The following is a 20,553-nucleotide window of genomic DNA, read 5'->3' as shown; positions in this document are numbered from 1 at the left end:
CCAGGCCAGAAGGCCGTACCGAAGGAGATTTCACCATGCGTCACCGCAATGCAGGATTCAAGTTAGGCCGCAATACCAGCCACCGTCGCGCCATGCTGCGCAACCTCGTTACCTCGATCATCCTTCTGGATCGTGTCGAGACGACTATCACCAAGTGCAAGGCGAGCCGCCCCATCGTCGAGAAGATGATCACCCTCGGCAAGAAGGGAACCGTCCACACCCGTCGTCAGGCTGCAGCCTACCTCATGACGCCTGAAGCGGTCGACCGCCTCTTCAACACCGTAGCTCCCCGTTACGCGACCCGTCCCGGCGGCTACCTGCGCATCACGCGCATCGGCGCCCGTCAGGGCGACGCGGCCGAGATGGCCGTCCTCGAGCTCCTCGGAGCCGAAGCCGAGCTCAACGAGAAGGCCGAGAAGCGCGCCGCAGCCCGCACCAAGAAGCGTGAAGAGCTCGCCAAGCAGCTCGAAGAGCGCAACCCCGGCGAGCAGCCCGACCCTAACGCCGAAGTCTAGTACTTGGCCGTACGAAACATAAAGGCGCATCCCTCACCGGATGCGCCTTTGTATTGGATGGAGTGGGTAACGCGTCCGCTTTTGCTTCTGAGCTTAGCTAAGCCGATAGCACTGGGGGAACCGTCCTGTCCTCGCCAGTTTCAGCGTTTGATCAGCCACATTACCCAGCTTGCCACGATCGTCGAACCGACCATCATCGCAAAGCAATAGGCCCCGAACCGGATCATCCTCTTCGGATCCGAACGCATCGTGATCCCGAAAACCGTTGAAACGAAAAGGGCAAAAAGAAGGACTGCATTGAAGTGGGTCACGAAGCCTTCCTCCCGGTCGACAGCGAGTGCGCATCCACGGCGGCGATGATATTCAGCAGCCCTGCGACCACCAGGAACTTCGTCCCATAGTCTGCGACCGCAATCTGTACCGAGTCATGTCCCCAGCCAAGCATGCGCGAAAGCATATAAAGGACGCCCGATCCGAACTGGCCCACAAACCCAAGAATATCCAGCAGATCGCCTGTATTCGGCGTGTAGATCTTGCCCTCGAGGGCGATGCCGGTTACGAACATTCCGACCACGGAGACCAGAATCAGGCCACCGCGGATCGGCTTCTTCAGTAGAAAATGTCCCGCGCCCGGAACCAGCCAGCCAGCCGCCAGCACAAGATACGGCGACACACCTGTCCCGCTATTCGCCTTCGCCGCAACCTGCACCTGAGTCGTCATCTTTTCTATCCTACCCTAACTCCCCTAGATCCGGACCAGCTCTGTCTGGGCGCGCCCTGTGACTATCGCAGACCCCTTCGTGGCAATCATGTCGATCTCGTTGCGCACCCCGAACTCCCCGGGGAAATAGACGCCGGGCTCGACGGAAAAGCACGTATTGGGGAGAATCCGTCGTATGTCGTGCGTCTCCAGGTTATCCAGATGAGCCCCGCTGCCATGCAACACCGGCCCGATATTATGGCCAGTCCGATGCGTAAAATAGTCGCCCATGCCTGCGCTGCGAATCACTGCACGCGCCGCGTCGTCGGCCTCCCAGCCCTCCACCGGAGTGCCCGTCGCGAACCGCGCCGAAACCAGTGCAATCGCCGCATCGCGCGCATCGCGGACCGTGTTGAAGACCGTCAACTCCCGCTCTGTAGGCTCGCGGTCGACGACACCTGTCCAGGTAATGTCGTAGAAGCAAGAGTCCGGCCGATCCACCTTCCCCCAGATGTCGATGAGCACAAAATCTCCGCGTCGAATGGATTTTGAGCTCTCTCGCGTAGGTTCATAGTGAGAGTCCGCAGAGTTTGCGCCAACGCTCACGTTCGGCCCGTGCTCCCAGATGAGCCCCTCGCGCCGCATGCCCTCGGCCAGCCACTCCACCATGGTGAACTCATCGGTGCCGCCGCCGCGCACACGACGGCCCATTTCCCTCCAGCCCTCGGCAAGGATGGCGTCGATCTTCTGCTGCGCCACATAGTGCGTCGCGATCTGCTCGTCCGTCAGCACCGCCTCAAACTGGCTGACCAGATCGGCTGAGCTGACGATCTCCTTGCCCATCCCGCGCAGAACTTCGACCGTGCCGGCATCCACCATGGAGACATACATGATGGCGTTGCGTGGTGAGTATTGCATGGCGATCTTCGTCACGCCCTCCAACAGCGTTGCCAGCCCCGCTTCCAGCTCCTGCCACGAGGAGTATTCCGCCTTCGCGCCTGGCAGCATGTCGAGTCGCCCTGACTCGATGCGGTGGACGAGCTTCTTCGGCTCTCCATACGCAGGGATGAGATAGAACCAGCGGCGAGTGACATGCCCGCACTGAAATCCAAGGATCGTATAGGCCAGCGGATCTCGTCCGTGGTGGTCGTAGAAGAGCCATGCATCGAGGCCTTGTTCGCGTAAGGCGGCCTGAATCAGATCAACGTTCATGGATGCGATTTTACCCCGCGCGGTGAATGCGCTGCTGTCCGGAGATGGACGACGGCGGTTAGCGCTGGACCCGTTTGCGGAGGATAACAGGTGAGAATGTCGCCAGGAAGGCCACGATCAGCATGACCGTCAGCGCTGCGGGCGTATGTGCGACGGAGAAGATCGCCCACGAGCAAAGAACCCAGAAGGCCATGTTCGCGGAGGCCGCGACATAGACCCAGTCGGAGAACTTATGCTGGTCGCGGATGAAGTCCATCTCACCCAGCGTCCGGTACACCGTGTCGGGGTGCAGCCGCAGCCGGAGGATCAACACAGGCAGAAGATTGAGAGCGAGGACCAGGGCCAGCCACGCGACGGGAGCGTAGGGTTGTGGGGCGTGGGGGATGATCAGCCAGGTAAGGGTGATGGTCATGAGGACGTTGAAGGTGGCGCCGGCGTTGACCGCAGCCGGAAAATGACCCATATCGGCGAGTCTGTTCATCTCGTTCAACTTCTTCTCGGTTGCGTGTAGCCTCATGAGTATCTCCGTTTTCACGGAGTCTACTCTGGGAGCAGAGGCGTTGGTGTTTCCGTCTCGTGGAGGCTTCCGTATGACGAACAAGGATGGGGTGGAATCGGTATGGGACTATCCGAGGCCGCCGAGGATGGAGCCTACGGTGCGTCATCTGCGGGTTCTCCATCAGGGAGTCGTGTTGGCAGAGACGACATCGGCGCTGCGGATTCTGGAGACGAGTCATCCGCCGGTCTATTACATCCCGCAGGGCGACATCGCGATGGAGCACATGCGCGCTTCTTCGCGGCGCTCCAGCTTCTGCGAGTTCAAGGGATTGGCGACGTACTGGACGATCGACGTTGGCGGGCAGATCTCGGCAGACGCTGCGTGGAGCTATGCAGCCCCGTCTGCTGCGTATGCCGGTCTGAAAGATCGCCTGGCATTCTATGCGAGCCGGGTGGACGAGTGCTGGGTGGATGGCGAGCGCGTGGAGGCCCAGCCGGGCAACTTCTATGGCGGATGGATTACGAGAGACCTGCGAGGACCGTTCAAGGGAGCGCCGGGTACGATGGGCTGGTAGCGGGCGGATAGGCGGTTCGTCAAAGACGATCCGTCAGATCGTTGGGGCGGATTCCGGCAGCGCGGCCTCGAAGGGCAGGAAGAGCGAAAAGACGGTTCCGCTATGCCCGGCCTTCTGGCTGCTCCTGAGCTTCAGACGCCCCTGGTGCTTCTCGACGATCTCCTTGCTGATCCACAGACCCAGGCCTGTGCCGTTCAGGCCCTTGGTGGTGAAAAACGGCTCGAAGATCCTCCTCTGTGCCGTGGGTGAGATGCCGCTGCCGGTATCGGCAAAGGTGAGGGTGAGTCCCCTGCGGCCTGTCCGCCAGTCGGTCGCGGTCCGGCTGCGCACAATGAGCCTTCCGCCATGGGGCATGGCATCCAGTGCGTTGCCAACCAGATTGTTGAGCACCTGACGGATCTCGCCTTCCAGGCACTCCACTGGCTGCGAGATCCAGCGGTCAGCCTCGACGCGTACCCCGGAGTTGACCAGACGACCCTGATAGAGGCCGAGAACGCTCTCCACCAGCGACTGGCATTGAATCGCCTGGGGGCGGGTCGATTGCCTGTAAAAGCGGAGGGTCTGGCTTGCAATCAGGGAGATCCGTCTGAGCTCACGGTCCGCGGTCTCCAGGTAGTGATGAATATCGTCGACGTCGTTGGAGGTCCTGGCAATGTAAAGCAGGTTCGTAATCGACTCCAGCGGATTGTTGATCTCGTGCGCGATGGAGCTGGCGAGCCGTCCCACGGCCGCGATCTTTTCGCTTTGGATCAGGGCCTGCTCGGCTCTCTTTTGAGCCGTGATCTCAAGCGACGCCGCTGTGATGGCCTGGACCGAGCCATCCTCGGCGAAGACAGGGAAATAGTTGACCGTCCAGTAACGGTGCGCCCCTGGCTGGGAGGGCAGCTCCCCTTCCAGCAAGGCGTTTTCAAGCGGCACGCCACGCGCGACACCATCGAACATCTCGCGGAGACCTTCAATGGGCGCGATCTCGGTTAGCGTCTTGCCCAGGATCTCCGCGGCGGGTTTGCCGACGATGGAGGCCTGTTGGTCGTTAAGACGAAGGTAGCGGTAGTCGACAGCGTCGAAGAGTGCCAGTCCGATTGGAGCGGTCTTGTAGACGCTCTCAATCTCGGAGGCCTGGCGCCGGAGGAGCTCTTCGCGCTTTTCGATCTCTATCCGTGCTCGCACCGGTTCGGTGATCTCCACCGCAAGGGTCAGGATACCGTCAACCTTGCCGTTGCTGTCCACCGTGGGTTGGTAGACGAAGTTGAAGTAGGCCTCTTCCACCTCGCCGGTCCGAACGTTCTCCAGATGGCCCACCATCTCGCGGCCCACGTAAGCCTTCCCGGTCTGGTAGACCTGATCCAGGAGTTCGAAGAAGCGTTGGCCTTCCAACTCGGGAAGGGCCTGGCGGATCGTCTTTCCTACCAACTCACTGGCGGAAGACCGTCGTATGATCCGCACGTATTCGGCGTTGACGAGCGTGATCGTGTGCTCCGGACCATGCGATACCATAATGGGCGCCGGAGCCTGGAGAAAGAACTGGCGGAGCTTCTGCTGCTCGGCTCTCAGCTCAGCGCTGGACCTCTCCATGGAGCGGAACAGAAAGGCATTTGTCAGCGAAGCTCCCACGCGATGGGCCAGCTCCTCGGCGACGTGGCAGTCGTCCTCGTTGAAGGTCGCGGGGTTGACGGTGCGGCAAAAGGTGAACGTGCCGAAGTGGCGGTCACCATCCTGCACGGGTACCGTCAGGAGGCAGTGGGCCTTGAGCTCTCGTATGCAGCGGAGATGAACGTCATTGATTGCTATGGACTGCAGCCATGCGTCCTCAACATGGGTGATGAGCGTGGAGGTGCCCGTATCGAGAGACCGGTTGACGGGGTGATTGGCAGTTCGTTCCAGAGTCATACTCGAGGCAAGGTCGAGAATGGGCTGCATGTCCGGATCGCGATGCAGCCGGACTGCGCGGTCGATGCTGCCGTCCTCCGCGATCAGGTCGAAGTAACAGAAGTCCGAGAAGGTGCGGATAGAGAGCTCGGCGATTCGCTTCAGGGTCTGGCTGAGATCGCGTGAGTTGGAGAGGACGCGTCCCGAGTCGGAGAGCAACTCGAGATTGCGCTCGGCGCGGCGCTTGTCAGTGATGTCGCGGAAGACCAACACAACTCCGGTAAGCAGACCTTCCTTATCGTGGATCGGGGCGCCACTGTCGTCGATGGAGACTTCGCTGCCATCGCGGCGGATGAGGAGGGTGTGGTTCGCCAGGCCGACGATAGTCCCAAGCCGACGTACTTTGTCGACCGGGCTTTCGACGGTGAGGCGGGTCTCTTCGTGGATGATGCGGAAGACGTCGGAGAGACGTTCTTCGAAGGCCTCCTCCTGTGTCCAGCCGGTTAGCTCCTCGGCAACCCCGTTCATGAACAAGATGTAGCCGTTGGCATCGCATGCGATAACGGCATCGCCGACGCTCCTGAGCACAGTGGACAACCATAGATTGGTTTGCGAAGGAATAACCGCCCCGTCTCCTCCCCGATCCATACTCCGGGGAAGTCAACTGATAGTAAATCTTTTTGCTTCGATGCAAAAAGCAATGGCCAGGATATGATCCCGGCCATTGCTTTTTATGTTGTCTGCTTGGGCTATGCGGTGGCAGGTGCCGCGGCTGCGGCTGCTGCCGCCTCGCGATCCTTCTCGGCCTTTTCGGCCTTGCGTTGAACGAGGGTATTGGCTCCCAGTTCATCGGCCATCTTCTCGGTCGTGTAGGTCTCGATGATGTCGCCAACGCGGATGTCCTTCTGTCCGGCCAGATCGATACCGCACTCGACGCCCTCGCGAACCTCGGAGGCATCGTCCTTGAAGCGCTTGAGTGAGCTGATCTTGCCCTTCCAGACCTCGACACCGTCGCGCAGAAGGCGAGCCTGCGCCGACCGCTTGATGATGCCGTCGGTGACGCGGCAACCCGCGATCTGACCGACCTTGGTGATCTTGAAGACATTGAGCACTTCGGCGCGACCCGAGTAGTTCTCCTTGAAGACTGGATCGAGCAGGCCGTACATCGCCTTCTCCATCTCGTCGCGGAGCTCGTAGATGATCGAGTGCATGCGGATCTCGACGTTCTCACGGTCGGCCAGTTCCTGCGCCTTGCGCTCGGGACGAACGTTGAAGCCGATAACCACCGCGTTCGAAGCCGATGCCAGCAGGATGTCCGACTCGGTGATGGCGCCGACGCCCGAGTGCAGTACGCGAATGCGAACCTTCTCGGTCGACATGTGCTCCAGATCCTCGGCGATGACCTCGACGGAACCCTGCACATCGCCCTTGACGATAATGTTGAGATCCTTGACGCCAGCCTGCTTGATCTGTTCGGCAAGTCCTTCGAGCGAGACACGAGAGCTCTTGGCAAGCTGCGCCTCGCGTTCCTTCATCTTGCGGTACTGCGCAATGCCCTTAGCCTTGTCGCGGTCTGCCATGACGAGGAACGTATCGCCCGCATCCGGCATGCCTTCGAGGCCGAGGATCTCGACCGGGGTCGAGGGTCCTGCCTCGGTGATGGCGCGTCCGCGATCGTCGAACATGGCGCGAATCTTACCGAAGGTATTGCCGACGATGTAGCTGTCGCCCGTGCGCAGGGTACCGTTCTGGACCAGGATCGAGGCAACCGCACCGCGGCCGCGATCGAGCTTGGCTTCGATGACCGTACCCACAGCGGGACGCTCCGGAACGGCCTTCGGCGAAGCGATATCGGCAACGAGGCAGATCATCTCTTCGAGTAGATCGAGGTTGAGCTTCTTCTTCGCCGAAACCTCGACGAATTCAACCTCTCCGCCCCAGCCCACAAGCTGCAGGCCACGCTCGGCAAGCTGCTGCTTGACCTTGTTGGAGTCCGCACCTGGCTTGTCGATCTTGTTAATCGCCACGATGATCGGCACATTCGCCGCCTTCGCGTGATCGATCGCTTCGAGGGTCTGCGGCATGACGCCGTCATCAGCTGCGACGACGACCACGACGATGTCGGTAACCTTCGCACCGCGTGCACGCATGCGGGTGAAGGCCTCGTGACCAGGCGTATCGAGGAAGACGATCTCGCGACCGAAGGCCGGGGAATCCGGCTTGGTGACGTGAACCTTGTACGCGCCGATATGCTGCGTGATGCCGCCTGCTTCGCCAGCCGCCACGTCCGTCGAACGGATCGCGTCGAGCAGCGAGGTCTTACCGTGATCGACGTGACCCATGATGGTGACGACGGGAGCGCGCACGATCTCGACCATGCCGGTCGTATCTTCCAGGAAGCCTTCGATGGCCTCGTTCTCAAGCTGCTCTTCGACCGAGATGACGGTTGCATCCGCGCCGAACTGGCGGGCTACATCCTTCACCAGCTCGCCTTCGAGCGACTGGTTCACCGTGACGAATACGCCGCGCATGAGCAGGGAAGCGATCAGATCCTTGCCGCGGACATCGAGCTTCTCGGCCAGATCCTTCACTGAGATGCCTTCGGTCACGGAGATGGTCTTCGTGATCGGCAGCGGCTCGCGCGACATGGGCATACCGCCGTAACGCGGTGGCGGTTGGAAGCCCTTCATCGGGCCTTCCTTCACCTTTTCGTAACGCTGGCCACCACGGCGCTGGCCGGGACGCGCAGCGGGGCGCATGCCCTCGCCGGGACCGGGAGCGACAGCAGGCGCCCCGGGAGCTCCACCAGGACGGGCGAAGCCGGGACGTGGCGGGAATCCGGGACGTGCGCCGGGCGTAAAGCCAGGACGCGCACCGGGTGCTCCGCCAGGGCCCGTGGGCATTCCGGCCCGGGTGGGGTGCATGGGACGGCGTGCGCCGGGAGCCATCGGAGGACGGGAGCCCGGGGCGCCCATGGGAGCTCCAGGACCGCCGGGACGCGGACGATCAAAGATGGGACGGCCACGCTGCGGAGCACCCGGAACCACCGCGGGCGCTGCGTAGATGGGACGCGGGCCGGTCTGCGGCATGATGACGCGGCGAACTGGCGGAGCGGCAGGTGCGGGAGCTGGTTCAGGAGCCTCAACGACCTCTGGAGCAGCCTCGACAACCGGAACTTCAGGTTCAGGCGGTGGCGGAGGTGCGTTCGCGGCCAGAGCGGCAGCGGCAAAGGCAGCCGCTGCCTCAGGCGTAGCGACCGTGGGCTTGGTGCCCGCGACGCGTGCGCCCGGCTGTGCCGGAGCGGTAGAGGCAGGCTTGGCTGCAACGACGACTGCACCTGGTACGACCACTGGAGGACGACCGACCGAGACTCCCAAAGGAGGGCGGCTGGCGATTGCCGGAGCCGGAGCCACGATGCGAGCACCCTGGTTGGGCAAAGGAACGATTCTGCGCGGACCCGCGACCACCGGTCCGGAAGGAGCCGAGGCAACTACGGGCGGAGCGACAGGAGCCGGAGCCGCAACGGGGGCGGCAGGTGCGGCCGCAACCGGTGTGGGGGCGGGAGCAGAGGGAGCAGCAGCTGCTGAGGCCGCAACCGTAGGCATTGTCCCGGCAGGACGTGCGCCGGCAGGCGGAGCGACAGCAGGGACGGCGGGTCGCGCCACCACAACCGGGGGGGCGGACGCGGCGGGACGAACAAACGCGGGGGCCGGAGCGGCAGCCACCGGACGGGCCGGCGGTGCGACCACAGCCTGCGGACGCACCGGAGGAGCGTTCTTTGCGGCAGCTTCGGCCTGCTTGCGCTCCAGAATCGCCTTCAAAGCGTCTCCCGGCTTCGAAACATGCGACAGATTAAAGCTGGGCTTGGCCTCAACCGCGGGCTTCGCCGTGCTGGTGCGCAGGGAACCGTTAAAGTATCCGCGCACCTTCTCTGCCTGATCCTCCTCGATGGAGCTGGAGTGGGTCTTGCCCATCACGCCCAGAGCCTCCAACGCGTCGAGAATCGGCCTGCTTTTTACTTCTAGTTCTCTTGCAAGATCGTTAATGCGAACTTTGCTCATCCGTCCCTTTTCATTTCCCCTGCGGCGCTAGCTGTTCATATCAGCCTCATCGAAGTAGGAATGCATTCCGTAACAGCTATTATCAACGAAATCGCAGCATTTGCGACCCCAATCCAGTCTCGTGTGGAGGCGCGCTGCCCTAGCCACGGTCGTTCCCGTCCTCGATCCCCTCATCGGAGACCTCCTGGGCTTCATTCACCAGCTCGTCGATCGAATCGTTGTCCGCTTCAATCTCGGACTCACGATTGTCGTTGTCGCTGAAACCGTCGGCATCCGCTCGCGATTCCTCCAGAGCAGCCAGATCCTCGGCGGAGAGCGCGTCGTCTTCCTCAACGCTGCCCGCATCGGCTCCCTGTGCTGCCAAAATCTCTTCCGGTGTCTTTTCCATGGACGTCTCCTCTGCAGCCGGAGTCTCATCCGCGGCTGCCGTTACCGGACGAACCTCATCCGCGTCGTAGTGACCGAAGTAGTGGCGCACGGCGACCGAAATCTTCTCGACCGTCTTTTCGCCGATTCCCGGAACTTCTTCGAGCTGCTCCGGAGTCATATCCGCAAGTTCTTCCACGGTTGTGATGCCGGCAGCGATCAACTTTTCGAGAATTGCTTCGCCGAGCTCGGATACCTGCTCGATCGGCGTGGTCGGACCACCGCTCATCGCCTGCATCTGCTGTTCGACTTCCTGGCGCTTCTCTTCCTCGCTCTTGATGTCGATCTTCCACTGCAACAGCTTGGCCGCGAGACGAACGTTCTGTCCCTTTTTACCAATGGCAAGTGAAAGCTGTGTGTCATCGACGATCACTTCGATCTGCTTTTCGGCCAGGTCGACGATCGAGACACGCGAAACCTTCGCGGGCTGCAAGGCCTTCTCGGCGAAGGTGGTGATCTCCTCCGAGTACTCGATGATGTCGATCTTCTCACCGCGCAGCTCGCGGATGATCGACTGAACGCGCATGCCCTTCATGCCGACGCAGGCGCCGACCGGGTCGACGTCCTTGTCGCGGCTCATGACGGCGATCTTGGTGCGCTCACCGGCCTCGCGGGCGATGGCGCGGATCGAGACGGTGCCGTCGTAGATCTCGGGGACTTCCGACTGGAACAGATTCTGTACCAGTGCGGGAGCGGCGCGGCTGACGATGACCTGCGGACCCTTGGCGGCGCGGTCGACACGGAGAAGGACGACGCGAACACGCTCGCCGACGGCGAACTGCTCCAGGCGCGACTGCTCACGCTTGGGCATGCGGGCTTCGGCCTTGCCGAGATCGAAGATGACGTCCATGGGCTCGAGGCGCTTGACGGTCGCGTTCAGGACCTCGCCGGCGCGGTGGTTGTACTCGAGGTACACGGTGTCGCGCTCGGCCTCGCGGACCTTCTGGAAGATGACCTGCTTGGCCATCTGTGCGGCGATACGGCCCAGCGGGGTGGTGTCCTTATAGAAACGGAGTTCGCCGCCGACTTCAACTTCGGGCGCAAGCTCTCGCGCCTTCTCGAGCGAGATCTGGTTCATCTCGTCTTCGACCTCTTCCTGGGTCTCGACTACGGTCTTGTACACGTAGGCGCGAATCTCGCCGGTTTCCTTGTCCATCTCGGCGCGCATCGTCTCCTGCGTCTTGTAGTACTTGCGGGTCGCCAGCGCGATCGCGTCTTCTACAGCGCCAACGACAACGGCGGGGTCAATCCCCTTATCCCTGCTCAACATCTCGATCGACTGGTACAGAACACTTGCCATCGGTCACACATCCTTCTTGTTGAAAACTGTTGCCTTGCCTGTTGTTGCTTTTCTGAGCCCAGATCCCTGGCCCTGATTCCTAAATCTCTGCGACGAGATTCGCCTTCTCGACGTTCGCGAGCGCGATCTCAACCTGCGTTGCGGACGATGCCTTCTTGGCCTTGCCCTTCTGCTTGACTGCCGCCAGGTCCAGCGTCAGAACGCCCTCGGCAAACTTTGAGAGCCGCCCTTGCCACTGACGGTTGCCCTTGCTTTCGCCTGCTTTTCCGGCATCCAGAACGACAGGCGTAAAGGTCTGGAGCTTGACCAGACTGCCGATAAAACGCTGGTAGTCTTCGGCCTTGTAGAGCTTGCGTTCGAGCCCGGGCGAGGAGACCTCCAAGGTGTACTCGGCACCGGGGATGACGTCTTCCACGTCGAGCAACGTGCCGAAGTCCTGCGCGAAAGCGGCGCAGTCCTCGTGCGTCGTACCCGAGAGCATTTCGACCGGAACGCCCCTGGGCAGATCAAGTTCGGCGTCGGCCTCGGCCATCGCCTTCAGCTTGGCCCGTTCTTCGGCGTCTTTTTCCAGGAATACGCGCAGCGCGCGAAACTTACCGCCTCCGGAGAACTCAACATCCACCACCTCCAGGTGATGAGATGCCGCTACTCTCACGGCCAGTGCCCGAATTGCGTCCATCTGAATCGCCATAAATCTAAAAAACCAATCCGCAGACGGTTGTTTATTGCAAAAAGCGGATGCTTTTTGGAGCAATAAAAAAGTGGGCATCAGCCCACCCTACCCTTCCGTCCCCAAGCGGTGCGATCACGCAAGGCATACCGACGGAACAGCGAATTCGTCTGCAATCCATATAGTACTGCACCGAAGTAGCGAATTCAAGGTGTTACCCTGCCGGACCGTGCCCGCATTGGGCATCGGTCCGGCAGGATTCGTTCCATTACGCATCGTTTGGCTTCAGAATCACCTTCGTCCAGCCCTTGTCGCGGTTGTCAAAGTGCTTGTATGCCTCGGGAGCCTTTTCGAGGGGCAGTTCGTGCGAGATGATCATCGAGGGATTGGCCTTGTCATGATGGATCAACTCGGCCAGGCGACGGTTATAGGCCTTCACGTTGCATTGGCCAGTACCCATCTTCTGTCCTTTGAACCAGAACTTGCCCAGATCGAAGGCGATCTGACCGACCTTGGCGAGTTTGTCGTCCGAACCTGGATCCTTGGGGACGAAGACGCCGATGATGCCAAGCGATCCGGTCGCCTTGACCGAGTCAACCAGCGAGTTCATGACGAGATTCGGCACTTCCTTGCCGGCGGAGTTGCTGCACTGGTACCCAATGCACTCCGCACCGCAGTCCGCACCTAGCCCGTGGGTGAGTTCGCGGATTTGGTCGCCGATGTCGCCGTCCTTGGTGTGGATGGGCGTCGCGCCGATCTCACTGGCGAGAGCGAGGCGGTCAGCCTGGCCATCGACCACGAAGATCTGGCTCGCGCCCTGGATGCGGGCCGACATGGCAGCCATCAGGCCAACGGGGCCGGCGCCGTAGATGATGATCGACTCACCCGGCTGCAGATTTGCAAGCCGTGTCGCATGCCATCCGGTCGGGAAGATGTCCGAGAGCATGACGTAGTCGTTCTCCTTCTTGTCGGCGTCTTCCGGCAACTGGAGGCAGTTGTAGTCGGCGTATGGAACCCGCAGATACTGGGCCTGTCCGCCGGAGTAGGGGCCCATCCCGGCGAATCCGTAGGCCGCGCCGGCCATGCCCGGCATCACCTTTGGGTCGGCGCAGGTGAGGCAGTAGCCGGAGAGACCCTTTTCGCAGTTGGCGCAGAATCCGCAGCCAATGTTGAAGGGAAGGACGACCTTGTCCCCCTTTTTCACCGTATCGACGGCCTTACCCACCTCGACCACCTCGCCGAGATTCTCGTGACCCAGAATCTTGCCCTTCTCGACGTCGGTGCGGCCTTCGTACATGTGAAGGTCGGAGCCGCAGATGTTGGTGGTGGTCAGCTTGATGACGACATCCGTCATCTTCTCAATCTTTGCGTCGGGTACGGTGTCGACCGAGACCCTCTTGGGTCCGTGATAAACAAGTGCTTTCATGGGACAGAACCTCATAGACGCAGCCCATACGGGTGCGCTGGTGGAATAAAAGGGGAGTGAGATGTGTCGGTCAGGGTTCGTTCGTTCGGAAACCATCGCGGCCGTAAGGTCAGGCGCTTGCGAACCGGTGACTCGCGGCGGAGTCACGTTCAACCGGCTACTTTTGGTCAGATGCCCATACCGAAGGTGGAGTCGCCTCGTCTCGGATGTCTGAAAATTGCTTGCAAATAGCAAGTGAGGCTGAGTATGCTCTTGCCGTGCCCGCAAAACCACGCCAGAAGCGCCGTTCCGGCTGTCCCGTCAATCTCTCGCTGGAGATCTTCGGCGACCGCTGGAGTCTGCTGATCGTCCGCGACCTGATGGTGCGGGGGTACAAGACGTTCAAGGAGTTCCAGAACTCGGGCGAAAAGATCGCGACGAACATTCTCTCCGAGCGCCTGGTCTCGCTGGAGGCCGACGGCATTCTCACCCGCACCCCCGATCCCGCCGATGGACGCAAGTTGATCTACCGGCTGACAGAGAAGGGAATCGCGCTGGCTCCGATTGTGCTTGAGCTGCTTGTCTGGGGAGCACGCCACAACCACACAGGAGCTCCTATTCCGGTGATCGACCATATGGCGACGAACCGCGATTGGGTGCTCAAAGAGGTCTATCGCCGCTGGGCCGAGCACGACCCAACGCCCTTTCTACCGCCATTCGCGAGTACGAAGAAGGAGAACGCATGAGCCACGTACGAGTTCTTGTGGGCACCCGCAAAGGTGCCTTTATCCTCAGCTCCGACGCATCACGCCAAGACTGGAAGATCTCCGGGCCGCACTTCGCGGGGTGGGAGATCTATCACCTGAAGGCTTCGCCGGTGAATCCGGACAGAATCTACGCTTCACAGTCGAGCGCGTGGTTCGGCCAATTGATCCAGAGGTCGGACGATGGCGGGGAGACGTGGACGCCGGTTGGCAACCACTTTACGTACGACGGCATTCCGGGGACGCACCAGTGGTACGACGGCACAGCGCACCCGTGGGAGTTCAAGCGGGTATGGCATCTGGAGCCTTCGCTGACGTGCCCGGACACGGTGCTGGCTGGCGTGGAGGATGCGGCTCTGTTTCGTTCGACGGATGCCGGGCAGACGTGGGAGGAGCTCTCCGGTCTGCGTGAACATGGCACCGGCCCGGCTTGGCAGCCCGGCGCGGGAGGGATGTGTCTCCATACGATTCTGCTGTCGAAGCAGCATCCCGAGCGGATTACGATTGCGATTTCGTCGGCTGGGGCTTTTCGCTCGGACGATGCGGGCGCGAGCTGGAAGGCGATCAATCATGGGCTGCGGTCGGCCCACATCCCGGATCCGGACGCCGAGGTGGGGCACTGCGTCCACCATATTGCCGCTCATCCGCAGCATCCCGACACGCTTTTTATGCAGAAACACTGGGATGTGATGCGTTCGGACGACGCGGGCGGGAACTGGCAGGAGGTCTCGGGGGACCTGCCGACGGACTTCGGATTTGCGATCGATGTGCATGCGCATGAGCCGGAGACGATCTACGTGATTCCCATCTCGAGCGACTCGCTGCACTACGTCCACGAGGGGAAGCTGCGGGTGTTTCGCAGCCGTACGGGCGGGAATCGTTGGGAGGCGCTGACGGAGGGGCTTCCGCAGGAGAACTGCTACGTGAATGTGCTGCGCGACGCCATGGCCGTGGACGCGATGCCTTCGTGCGGAGTTTACTTCGGCACGAGCGGAGGACAGGTGTACGCTTCGGCGGACTCGGGCGATACCTGGAACGCGATTGTGCGGGATCTGCCGCCTGTGCTCTCCGTCGAGGTACAGACGCTGCCATGATCCGCGTGGAACTGCCCGCTCACTTGCGAACACTCGCCCAGGCGCAGGGTGAGGTGCATCTGGAGGTCGAGGCGCCGGTCACGATCGGGCGTGTCCTCGATGCGTTGGAACAGCGCTATCCGGCGCTGCGCGGGACCGTGCGGGACCAGACGACGAAGCAGCGGAGGCCGTTTCTGCGGTTCTTTGCGTGCGAGCAAGATCTCTCGCACATCGCGCAGGACGCGACCTTGCCCGCCGCTGTGGCACATGCATCCGAACCGCTGATTATCCTTGGAGCCGTGGCCGGCGGCTAGGCTCCGAAGACGTTGGTGTTGAGGAAGTCGTTGCGGAACTTGCCCTTCGGATCATACCGTGCGGCCATCGCCTTGAAGTCTGCAAGCTGTTTGTACTGTCCCTGAATTTTGGCAGGGTCGAGGGTGAAGAGCTTTCCCCAGTGGGGGCGTGGCCCGAAAGGGGCAAGTTTCGCTTCGATCAAGGGGAGGATCGGCTTCACGGCCTCCCACTCGGGCTTCCAGGTGAAGTGGATGGCCATGGACTCGCGGCCGTGGGCCATGCTCATCCAGAGATCGTCGGCGGCGATGGTGCGGAGTTCGGTGATGAAGAGATGCGGGGTGATCGTGTCGCGGAGCTCTTCGACCGCGCGGATGGCCTCGTAGCCCTGCTCGAATGGTACGAAGTACTCGGTCTGCAACTCCTGGCCCTTGCTGGGGGTGAAGTTCATCTTGAAGTGCGGCATGCGCTCGTACCAGGGGCCGGGGACGCCGAGCTGGTCGGTGCAGTTGATAGGGTCGGTACCGGCGATGGGGTGGAGCTTCTCAGTCTGGAGGGTGGCTCCGTGGAAGGTGGGGGCGGGTTTCGGGCTGGAACCGTCGACCCTGCTCTTGATCCAGACCTCGGACGCGCTGTGGTTTTGCCAGTCGGTGAAGAGGCTGACACTGTAGCCGCTGGCGAAGATCTCGCGGAGGTTATTCTTCAGGACGGCGAAGTCGAGGTGCTGATACACCACCTGCGTCATGTCGAAGCGTGGCTGGACGGCGAGGGTGATGCGGGTGATGACGCCCAGGGCTCCGAGGCCGACGACGGCTCCGGCGAACTGATCGCCGAGTGTGGCCTTCGAAAGGGTGACGAGCTTGCCGTCGGCGGTCATCATCTCGACGGCGCGGACCGCCGTGGAGAGGTTGCCGTTCTTCAGTCCCGATCCGTGGGTTCCGGTCGCGCAGGCTCCGACGACCGAGATGTGCGGCAGGGAGGCGAGGTTATGCACGGCGAAACCTTTGGCGTCGATGTAGGGCGCGAGGGCTCCGTAGGTGACCCCAGCTCCGACGGTGACCGTGTGGGCCTTTTCGTCGAGCTCCATGGAGGTGAAGTGCTTGAGCTGGATCTGTTCTTCGCGGCTGTCGGCGATGCTGTTGAAGGAGTGACGGGCACCCAGCGCCTTCACGTGGGTTGACCCTGCGATCGCGGTGCGCACCTCTTCGACCGTTCCGGGCTGCTCCAGCCGGTCGGTGCTGTAGGTGTAATTTCCCGCCCAGTTCTTCTGGGTTCCCTCCGGACGTCCCTGCGACAGTGCGATCTTCGGCATCATGCTCCCCACAACCGCTACTCCAGATTTCTTCAAAAACTCCCGCTTGTCCATGGTGTGATCGTCCTATTCCCAAAGTTCCGTGCGCGCACCAGCCTACGCTTGCGGTGCAACCCCAGTAAACCTTTTCCTGAAAACCGTCCCATCTTCCCCTCCAGGGGACTTCTGCATCGATTCCGTCCCGGATTCATCAAAATTCGATACGCAAAGTTGCCCGAAAGCGCCGTCGTCCCTACAATCGAACAAATCCAAAGTGGCCACCCACGTTAAAAACAGCCCAGGCCCGGCAGAAATCAGCACACCTTATGATCCTTGCGACGATCCCCGAAGCCCTTACTTTCGACGATGTTCTTCTCGTCCCGGCGTACTCCGACGTTATCCCCACGCAGGTCTCGACTCAGACCCAGCTCACGAAGAAAATTACACTCCACACGCCGCTGATGTCGGCCGCCATGGACACCGTGACCGAATCGCGTCTTGCGATCGCCATGGCCCAGCAGGGCGGCCTCGGCATTGTGCATCGCAACCTGACGATCGAGCAGCAGGCGGGCGAGATCGACAAGGTGAAGCGGTCTGAATCCGGGATGATTGTCGACCCGGTGACCATCTCGCCGGACCGCCCCATCGCCGACGCGCTGGATGTGATGCGCCGCTACAAGATCTCCGGCGTGCCGGTGACGCGGAACCGGAAGCTGGTCGGCATTCTGACGAACCGCGATCTGCGCTTTGTGTCGGATACGACGATGCTGATCGACGACGTGATGACGAAGAAGAACCTGATCACGGTTCCCGTCGGCACGACGCTCGAAGAGGCGGAGCACATTCTGCACCAGCACCGCGTGGAAAAACTGCTGGTCGTCAACGACCAGTTCGAGCTGAAAGGCCTGATTACGGTCAAGGACATCCAGAAGAAGTTGAAGTACCCGAACGCCAGCAAGGACGAGCAGGGACGCCTGCGGGTTGGCGGAGCCATCGGAGCGACCGGCGACTTCCTCGAGCGCGCCGCTGCCCTGATCGCGATGCGTGTGGACTGCCTGGCGATCGATTCGGCGCACGGACACTCCAGCCGCGTGCTGGAAGCGGTGCGCGAGTGCAAGAATGCGTTCCCGGATGTCGATCTGCTGGCTGGAAACATTGCGACCTATGAGGGTGCGATCGCGCTGATGGAAGCGGGTGCGGATGCCGTTAAGGTCGGCATCGGGCCCGGTTCGATCTGCACCACGCGCATGGTTACCGGCGCCGGTATGCCTCAGATCACGGCGATTTCGGAGGCCTTCCGAGCCTCCCAGGAGCGCGGAATCCCGATTATCGCGGATGGCGGCATCAAGTATTCGGGCGACGTGACGAAGGCCATCGCGGCGGGTGCTTCGGTGGTGATGATGGGCTCGCTCTTCGCCGGTGTGGACGAAAGCCCGGGAGAGACGATTCTTTACCAGGGCCGTTCCTTCAAGGCATATCGCGGCATGGGTTCGCTCTCGGCGATGGCGCAGGGTTCGGGCGAGCGCTACTTCCAGGGCAAGGACGACATGAACGAGATCACCGCCGGAGAGCGTCCGAACATCACCGCCCGTGAGGGCTCGAGCCAGAACCGTCTGGCGAAGTTCGTGCCCGAGGGCATCGAAGGTCGCGTGCCGCACCGTGGACCGCTGGAGGCGATGGTCTACCAGTTGGTTGGCGGTCTGCGTTCCGGCATGGGCTACCTGGGTTGCGGGACGATTCCGGAGCTGCAGCAGAATGCACGGTTCATCCGGATCTCGAATGCCGGCCTGCGTGAGTCGCACGTCCACGATGTGGTGATTACGCGGGAAGCACCGAACTATCACGCGGAATAAGAGCACCCGCAAAGCCCCACGTCTCGTTGCCGAGACGTGGGGCTTTTGTGTTAAGCCTCAGCGTTTCGATCCAACCGGACCCACCCCAGATAGCACCAGATTCCCGCGAGGCAGATGACTGCGGCGAGTGCGAACGCTGGGACGAACGACCCGGTACGTTTCACGATCCAGCCCGTGATCACGGGGCCGGCGATCCCTGGGATATTTCCGATGAAGTTCTGAAAGCCCACCCAGCTTCCCACCTGGTTCCTGGGTGAAACCTGGAGAGGCACCATCAGGAGCCCCGCCATGACGATCCCAGAGAGCGCCGAGACGTAAAAGAGGCCGACTGCTGCTGTTCGCCCGGTCACCATGGAGGCGGGCAGGGCGATCATGCCGATGGCGAAGCCGGCCGCGATGACGAACCGGATGGCCCGCGTCAGGGTCCAGCCGCCATGGACCAGCCGCTTGACGAGCCATCCGCCGCCGACCTCGGTCATCGCCACGATGAGGTAGAAGGCGCTCGCGACCCATCCCAGTGCTTCAAGGGGAACGCCGCGGGCCTTGTACAGGTACGTCGGCCCCCAGTTCAGCACCAGGTACCAGAAGTAGTTCCAGCACGCGTACCCTGCAGCCATTCCCCAGGCGTTGCGGCTTGAAAGCGTCTTGCGGAGGGCCTCCCAGCTTCCCAGCCGGGTTGGCGGCGCGTCCTTGACCTGGGGCTTCGGGTACAGCAATAGCCAGGGCAGAAGCCACACCAATCCGCCAAATCCGGTGGAAAGAAAGAGCCATCGCCAGCCGAAGCGGCGGAGGATCCAGACCTCCACGACCAGACCCAGCGCCAGACCAAGCTTGCAGCCGACGTCGAAGACCGCAGCCGGGATGGAGCGCTCCTCCGGGAGGAACTGCTCTGCGATGAACTTCATGCCACCCGGCAGGTAAATGGCCTCTCCCATGCCCAGCAGCAATCGGCATAGAATCAGCGTCATCAGCCCGGTTGCCAGGCCGGTTGCCGCCGAGGCACCGCACCAGAGCGCGAAGCAGGCCGCGTACAGCCACTTGAGCGAGACCCGGTCTACCAGCCAGCCGACCGGCATCTGCGAGAGTACGTAGGTGACGGAAAAGGCGGAGAGTGCCCAACCCTCCTGGAGGGGGTCGAGGTGCATCTCCTTTGCGACGAAGGGCAGCGCTACACTCAGGCTGCCGCGATCCATATAGTTGATGAGGGAGGCGAGCGAGAGGAGAACCACCGGAGTCCATCGCCGCGGCATCCTGCTATTCTCCACCTCTAAATCCATCCGAATCCTCGCAGCGCCATCATACTTATGCCCATTGCCAAACTGACGATCGAGCTCGAAATCCCTCACGCGCAGTCGCTGAAGGACCGCCGCCAGGTGGTTCGATCCATCAAGGAAAAACTGCGCAACCAGTTCAACGCGGGCGTTGCCGAGATGGACGAGGCCCTGGTGTGGAACCGCGCCACCCTGGGAATCGTCGCCATTTCGAACTCCACGACGTACCTGAAGGGTCAGATGGAGATCCTCGACAAGGCCGTGACGGCGCTGGCCAATGGTCTGGGAGCGCAGATCGAGGACTCCTATGCGGAGATTCTGGACGAATAACGGTTTATCATAGAGATCACCATGCCCGAACCACGAGCCCGACAGTATCACCGTAATCGCGTAGCCAACACCTTCTCGGAAGAGATTGGTGCCATGCTCGAGGGCGAGCTCTCCGATCCACGTATCGCACCCGCTCACGTCACCGAGGTTGTGCTTGCACCCGGAGGCAAATCCGCCCGTATCTTCGTCGCCGTGCAAGGCACGTTCGAGGAAGAGGAAGAGACGCTGGCCGGCCTGACGGCGGCGCGGGAGTACGTTCGTTCCCAACTGCGCGACAGAATGGGCGTTCGCCACGTTCCCGAACTCAGCTTTGCCATCGACCGGTCGGAAAAGATGACCGGACGGATGGACGAGCTGCTCGGCCGGATGCGCAAACGCGAGAAGAAGCTGGCTGCGGCCCCGAAACCGATCGTAGAAAAATAGTTAAAAACGGCCTGAGGGGCTATTGT

Annotated in this window: 19 protein-coding genes; 8 read left to right on the top strand and 11 right to left on the bottom strand. The window is 61.6% G+C overall.

Features of this window, described 5'->3' with window-relative positions; translation table 11 throughout:
• The first annotated feature begins 35 nt into the window (after positions 1–35).
• Positions 36–515 carry a 50S ribosomal protein L17 gene (gene rplQ / locus BM400_RS19105; protein ID WP_089842777.1) on the top strand — a complete coding sequence of 160 codons (480 nt, stop codon included), beginning with the start codon at positions 36–38 and terminating at the stop codon, positions 513–515.
• A gap of 140 nt (positions 516–655) precedes the next feature.
• Here the strand turns inward: rplQ and BM400_RS22185 are convergent, their stop codons facing one another.
• The 4 genes from BM400_RS22185 to BM400_RS19090 are packed head-to-tail and all read right to left on the bottom strand — an operon-like array spanning position 656 to position 2,944.
• Complete coding sequence (locus BM400_RS22185) at positions 656–826, bottom strand: hypothetical protein (protein ID WP_175529149.1); 171 nt, start codon at positions 824–826, stop codon at positions 656–658.
• Positions 823–1,236 carry a DUF6677 family protein gene (locus BM400_RS19100; protein WP_089842774.1) on the bottom strand — a complete coding sequence of 138 codons (414 nt, stop codon included), beginning with the start codon at positions 1,234–1,236 and terminating at the stop codon, positions 823–825. The genes BM400_RS22185 and BM400_RS19100 overlap by 4 nt, the downstream gene beginning before the upstream one ends.
• A gap of 24 nt (positions 1,237–1,260) precedes the next feature.
• Positions 1,261–2,427, bottom strand: a complete 1,167-nt coding sequence (locus tag BM400_RS19095) for a M24 family metallopeptidase (RefSeq protein ID WP_089842772.1) — start codon at positions 2,425–2,427, stop codon at positions 1,261–1,263.
• Positions 2,428–2,485: 58 nt separating this feature from the next.
• On the bottom strand, positions 2,486–2,944 hold the full coding sequence (locus tag BM400_RS19090; protein ID WP_089842770.1) for a hypothetical protein: 459 nt from the start codon (positions 2,942–2,944) through the stop codon (positions 2,486–2,488).
• 73 nt (positions 2,945–3,017) lie between these two features.
• Here BM400_RS19090 and BM400_RS19085 point away from each other — a divergent pair, with 73 nt between their 5' ends.
• Positions 3,018–3,500 carry a DUF427 domain-containing protein gene (locus tag BM400_RS19085; RefSeq protein ID WP_089842767.1) on the top strand — a complete coding sequence of 161 codons (483 nt, stop codon included), beginning with the start codon at positions 3,018–3,020 and terminating at the stop codon, positions 3,498–3,500.
• Between the two features lie 33 nt (positions 3,501–3,533).
• On the opposite strand, the gene BM400_RS19080 is transcribed toward BM400_RS19085, so the two are convergent.
• From BM400_RS19080 to BM400_RS19060, 5 genes are all read right to left on the bottom strand, one after another.
• A complete protein-coding gene (locus BM400_RS19080; RefSeq protein WP_245782084.1) occupies positions 3,534–5,957 on the bottom strand; it encodes a PAS domain-containing protein in 2,424 nt (807 codons plus the stop codon).
• 161 nt (positions 5,958–6,118) lie between these two features.
• On the bottom strand, positions 6,119–9,430 hold the full coding sequence (infB, locus tag BM400_RS19075; RefSeq protein WP_089842762.1) for a translation initiation factor IF-2: 3,312 nt from the start codon (positions 9,428–9,430) through the stop codon (positions 6,119–6,121).
• Positions 9,431–9,569: 139 nt separating this feature from the next.
• Positions 9,570–11,156, bottom strand: coding sequence for a transcription termination factor NusA (nusA, locus tag BM400_RS19070; protein WP_089842759.1), 1,587 nt, complete (start codon positions 11,154–11,156; stop codon positions 9,570–9,572).
• A 79-nt stretch (positions 11,157–11,235) separates the two neighbouring features.
• Positions 11,236–11,847: a ribosome maturation factor RimP gene (locus BM400_RS19065; RefSeq protein ID WP_089842757.1), complete on the bottom strand. Its 612-nt coding sequence runs from the start codon at positions 11,845–11,847 to the stop codon at positions 11,236–11,238.
• Between the two features lie 247 nt (positions 11,848–12,094).
• Positions 12,095–13,252: a glutathione-independent formaldehyde dehydrogenase gene (locus BM400_RS19060; protein WP_089842754.1), complete on the bottom strand. Its 1,158-nt coding sequence runs from the start codon at positions 13,250–13,252 to the stop codon at positions 12,095–12,097.
• Between the two features lie 257 nt (positions 13,253–13,509).
• On the opposite strand from BM400_RS19060, the gene BM400_RS19055 reads away from it, so the two are divergent.
• The 3 genes from BM400_RS19055 to BM400_RS19045 are packed head-to-tail and all read left to right on the top strand — an operon-like array spanning position 13,510 to position 15,382.
• Positions 13,510–13,977 (top strand): winged helix-turn-helix transcriptional regulator, encoded by a 468-nt coding sequence (locus BM400_RS19055; protein WP_245782036.1) that lies wholly within the window; start codon positions 13,510–13,512, stop codon positions 13,975–13,977.
• Positions 13,974–15,089 (top strand): WD40/YVTN/BNR-like repeat-containing protein, encoded by a 1,116-nt coding sequence (locus tag BM400_RS19050; RefSeq protein WP_089842750.1) that lies wholly within the window; start codon positions 13,974–13,976, stop codon positions 15,087–15,089. The genes BM400_RS19055 and BM400_RS19050 overlap by 4 nt, the downstream gene beginning before the upstream one ends.
• Positions 15,086–15,382: a MoaD/ThiS family protein gene (locus BM400_RS19045; protein ID WP_089842747.1), complete on the top strand. Its 297-nt coding sequence runs from the start codon at positions 15,086–15,088 to the stop codon at positions 15,380–15,382. The genes BM400_RS19050 and BM400_RS19045 overlap by 4 nt, the downstream gene beginning before the upstream one ends.
• Here BM400_RS19045 and BM400_RS19040 read toward each other — a convergent pair.
• Positions 15,379–16,725: a D-arabinono-1,4-lactone oxidase gene (locus BM400_RS19040; RefSeq protein WP_089842742.1), complete on the bottom strand. Its 1,347-nt coding sequence runs from the start codon at positions 16,723–16,725 to the stop codon at positions 15,379–15,381. The two genes, BM400_RS19045 and BM400_RS19040, sit on opposite strands and share 4 nt — an antisense overlap.
• A gap of 251 nt (positions 16,726–16,976) precedes the next feature.
• Between BM400_RS19040 and guaB the strand changes: the two genes are divergently transcribed.
• Positions 16,977–18,503 carry an IMP dehydrogenase gene (gene guaB / locus BM400_RS19035; RefSeq protein WP_089842739.1) on the top strand — a complete coding sequence of 509 codons (1,527 nt, stop codon included), beginning with the start codon at positions 16,977–16,979 and terminating at the stop codon, positions 18,501–18,503.
• A 50-nt stretch (positions 18,504–18,553) separates the two neighbouring features.
• On the opposite strand, the gene BM400_RS19030 is transcribed toward guaB, so the two are convergent.
• Complete coding sequence (locus BM400_RS19030; protein WP_175529147.1) at positions 18,554–19,753, bottom strand: MFS transporter; 1,200 nt, start codon at positions 19,751–19,753, stop codon at positions 18,554–18,556.
• Between the two features lie 54 nt (positions 19,754–19,807).
• Between BM400_RS19030 and BM400_RS19025 the strand changes: the two genes are divergently transcribed.
• Positions 19,808–20,104: a DUF503 domain-containing protein gene (locus BM400_RS19025; protein ID WP_089842733.1), complete on the top strand. Its 297-nt coding sequence runs from the start codon at positions 19,808–19,810 to the stop codon at positions 20,102–20,104.
• Between the two features lie 21 nt (positions 20,105–20,125).
• Entirely contained in the window at positions 20,126–20,527 is a 402-nt protein-coding gene (rbfA, locus tag BM400_RS19020; RefSeq protein WP_089842730.1) for a 30S ribosome-binding factor RbfA, read from the top strand.
• Positions 20,528–20,553 lie beyond the last annotated feature (26 nt).

It is taken from the genome of Granulicella pectinivorans (assembly GCF_900114625.1).
GTDB classification, from domain to species: domain Bacteria; phylum Acidobacteriota; class Terriglobia; order Terriglobales; family Acidobacteriaceae; genus Edaphobacter; species Edaphobacter pectinivorans.
Note: the sequence above shows the minus strand (reverse complement) of the source record. Positions and strands in the feature narration are given on the sequence as shown.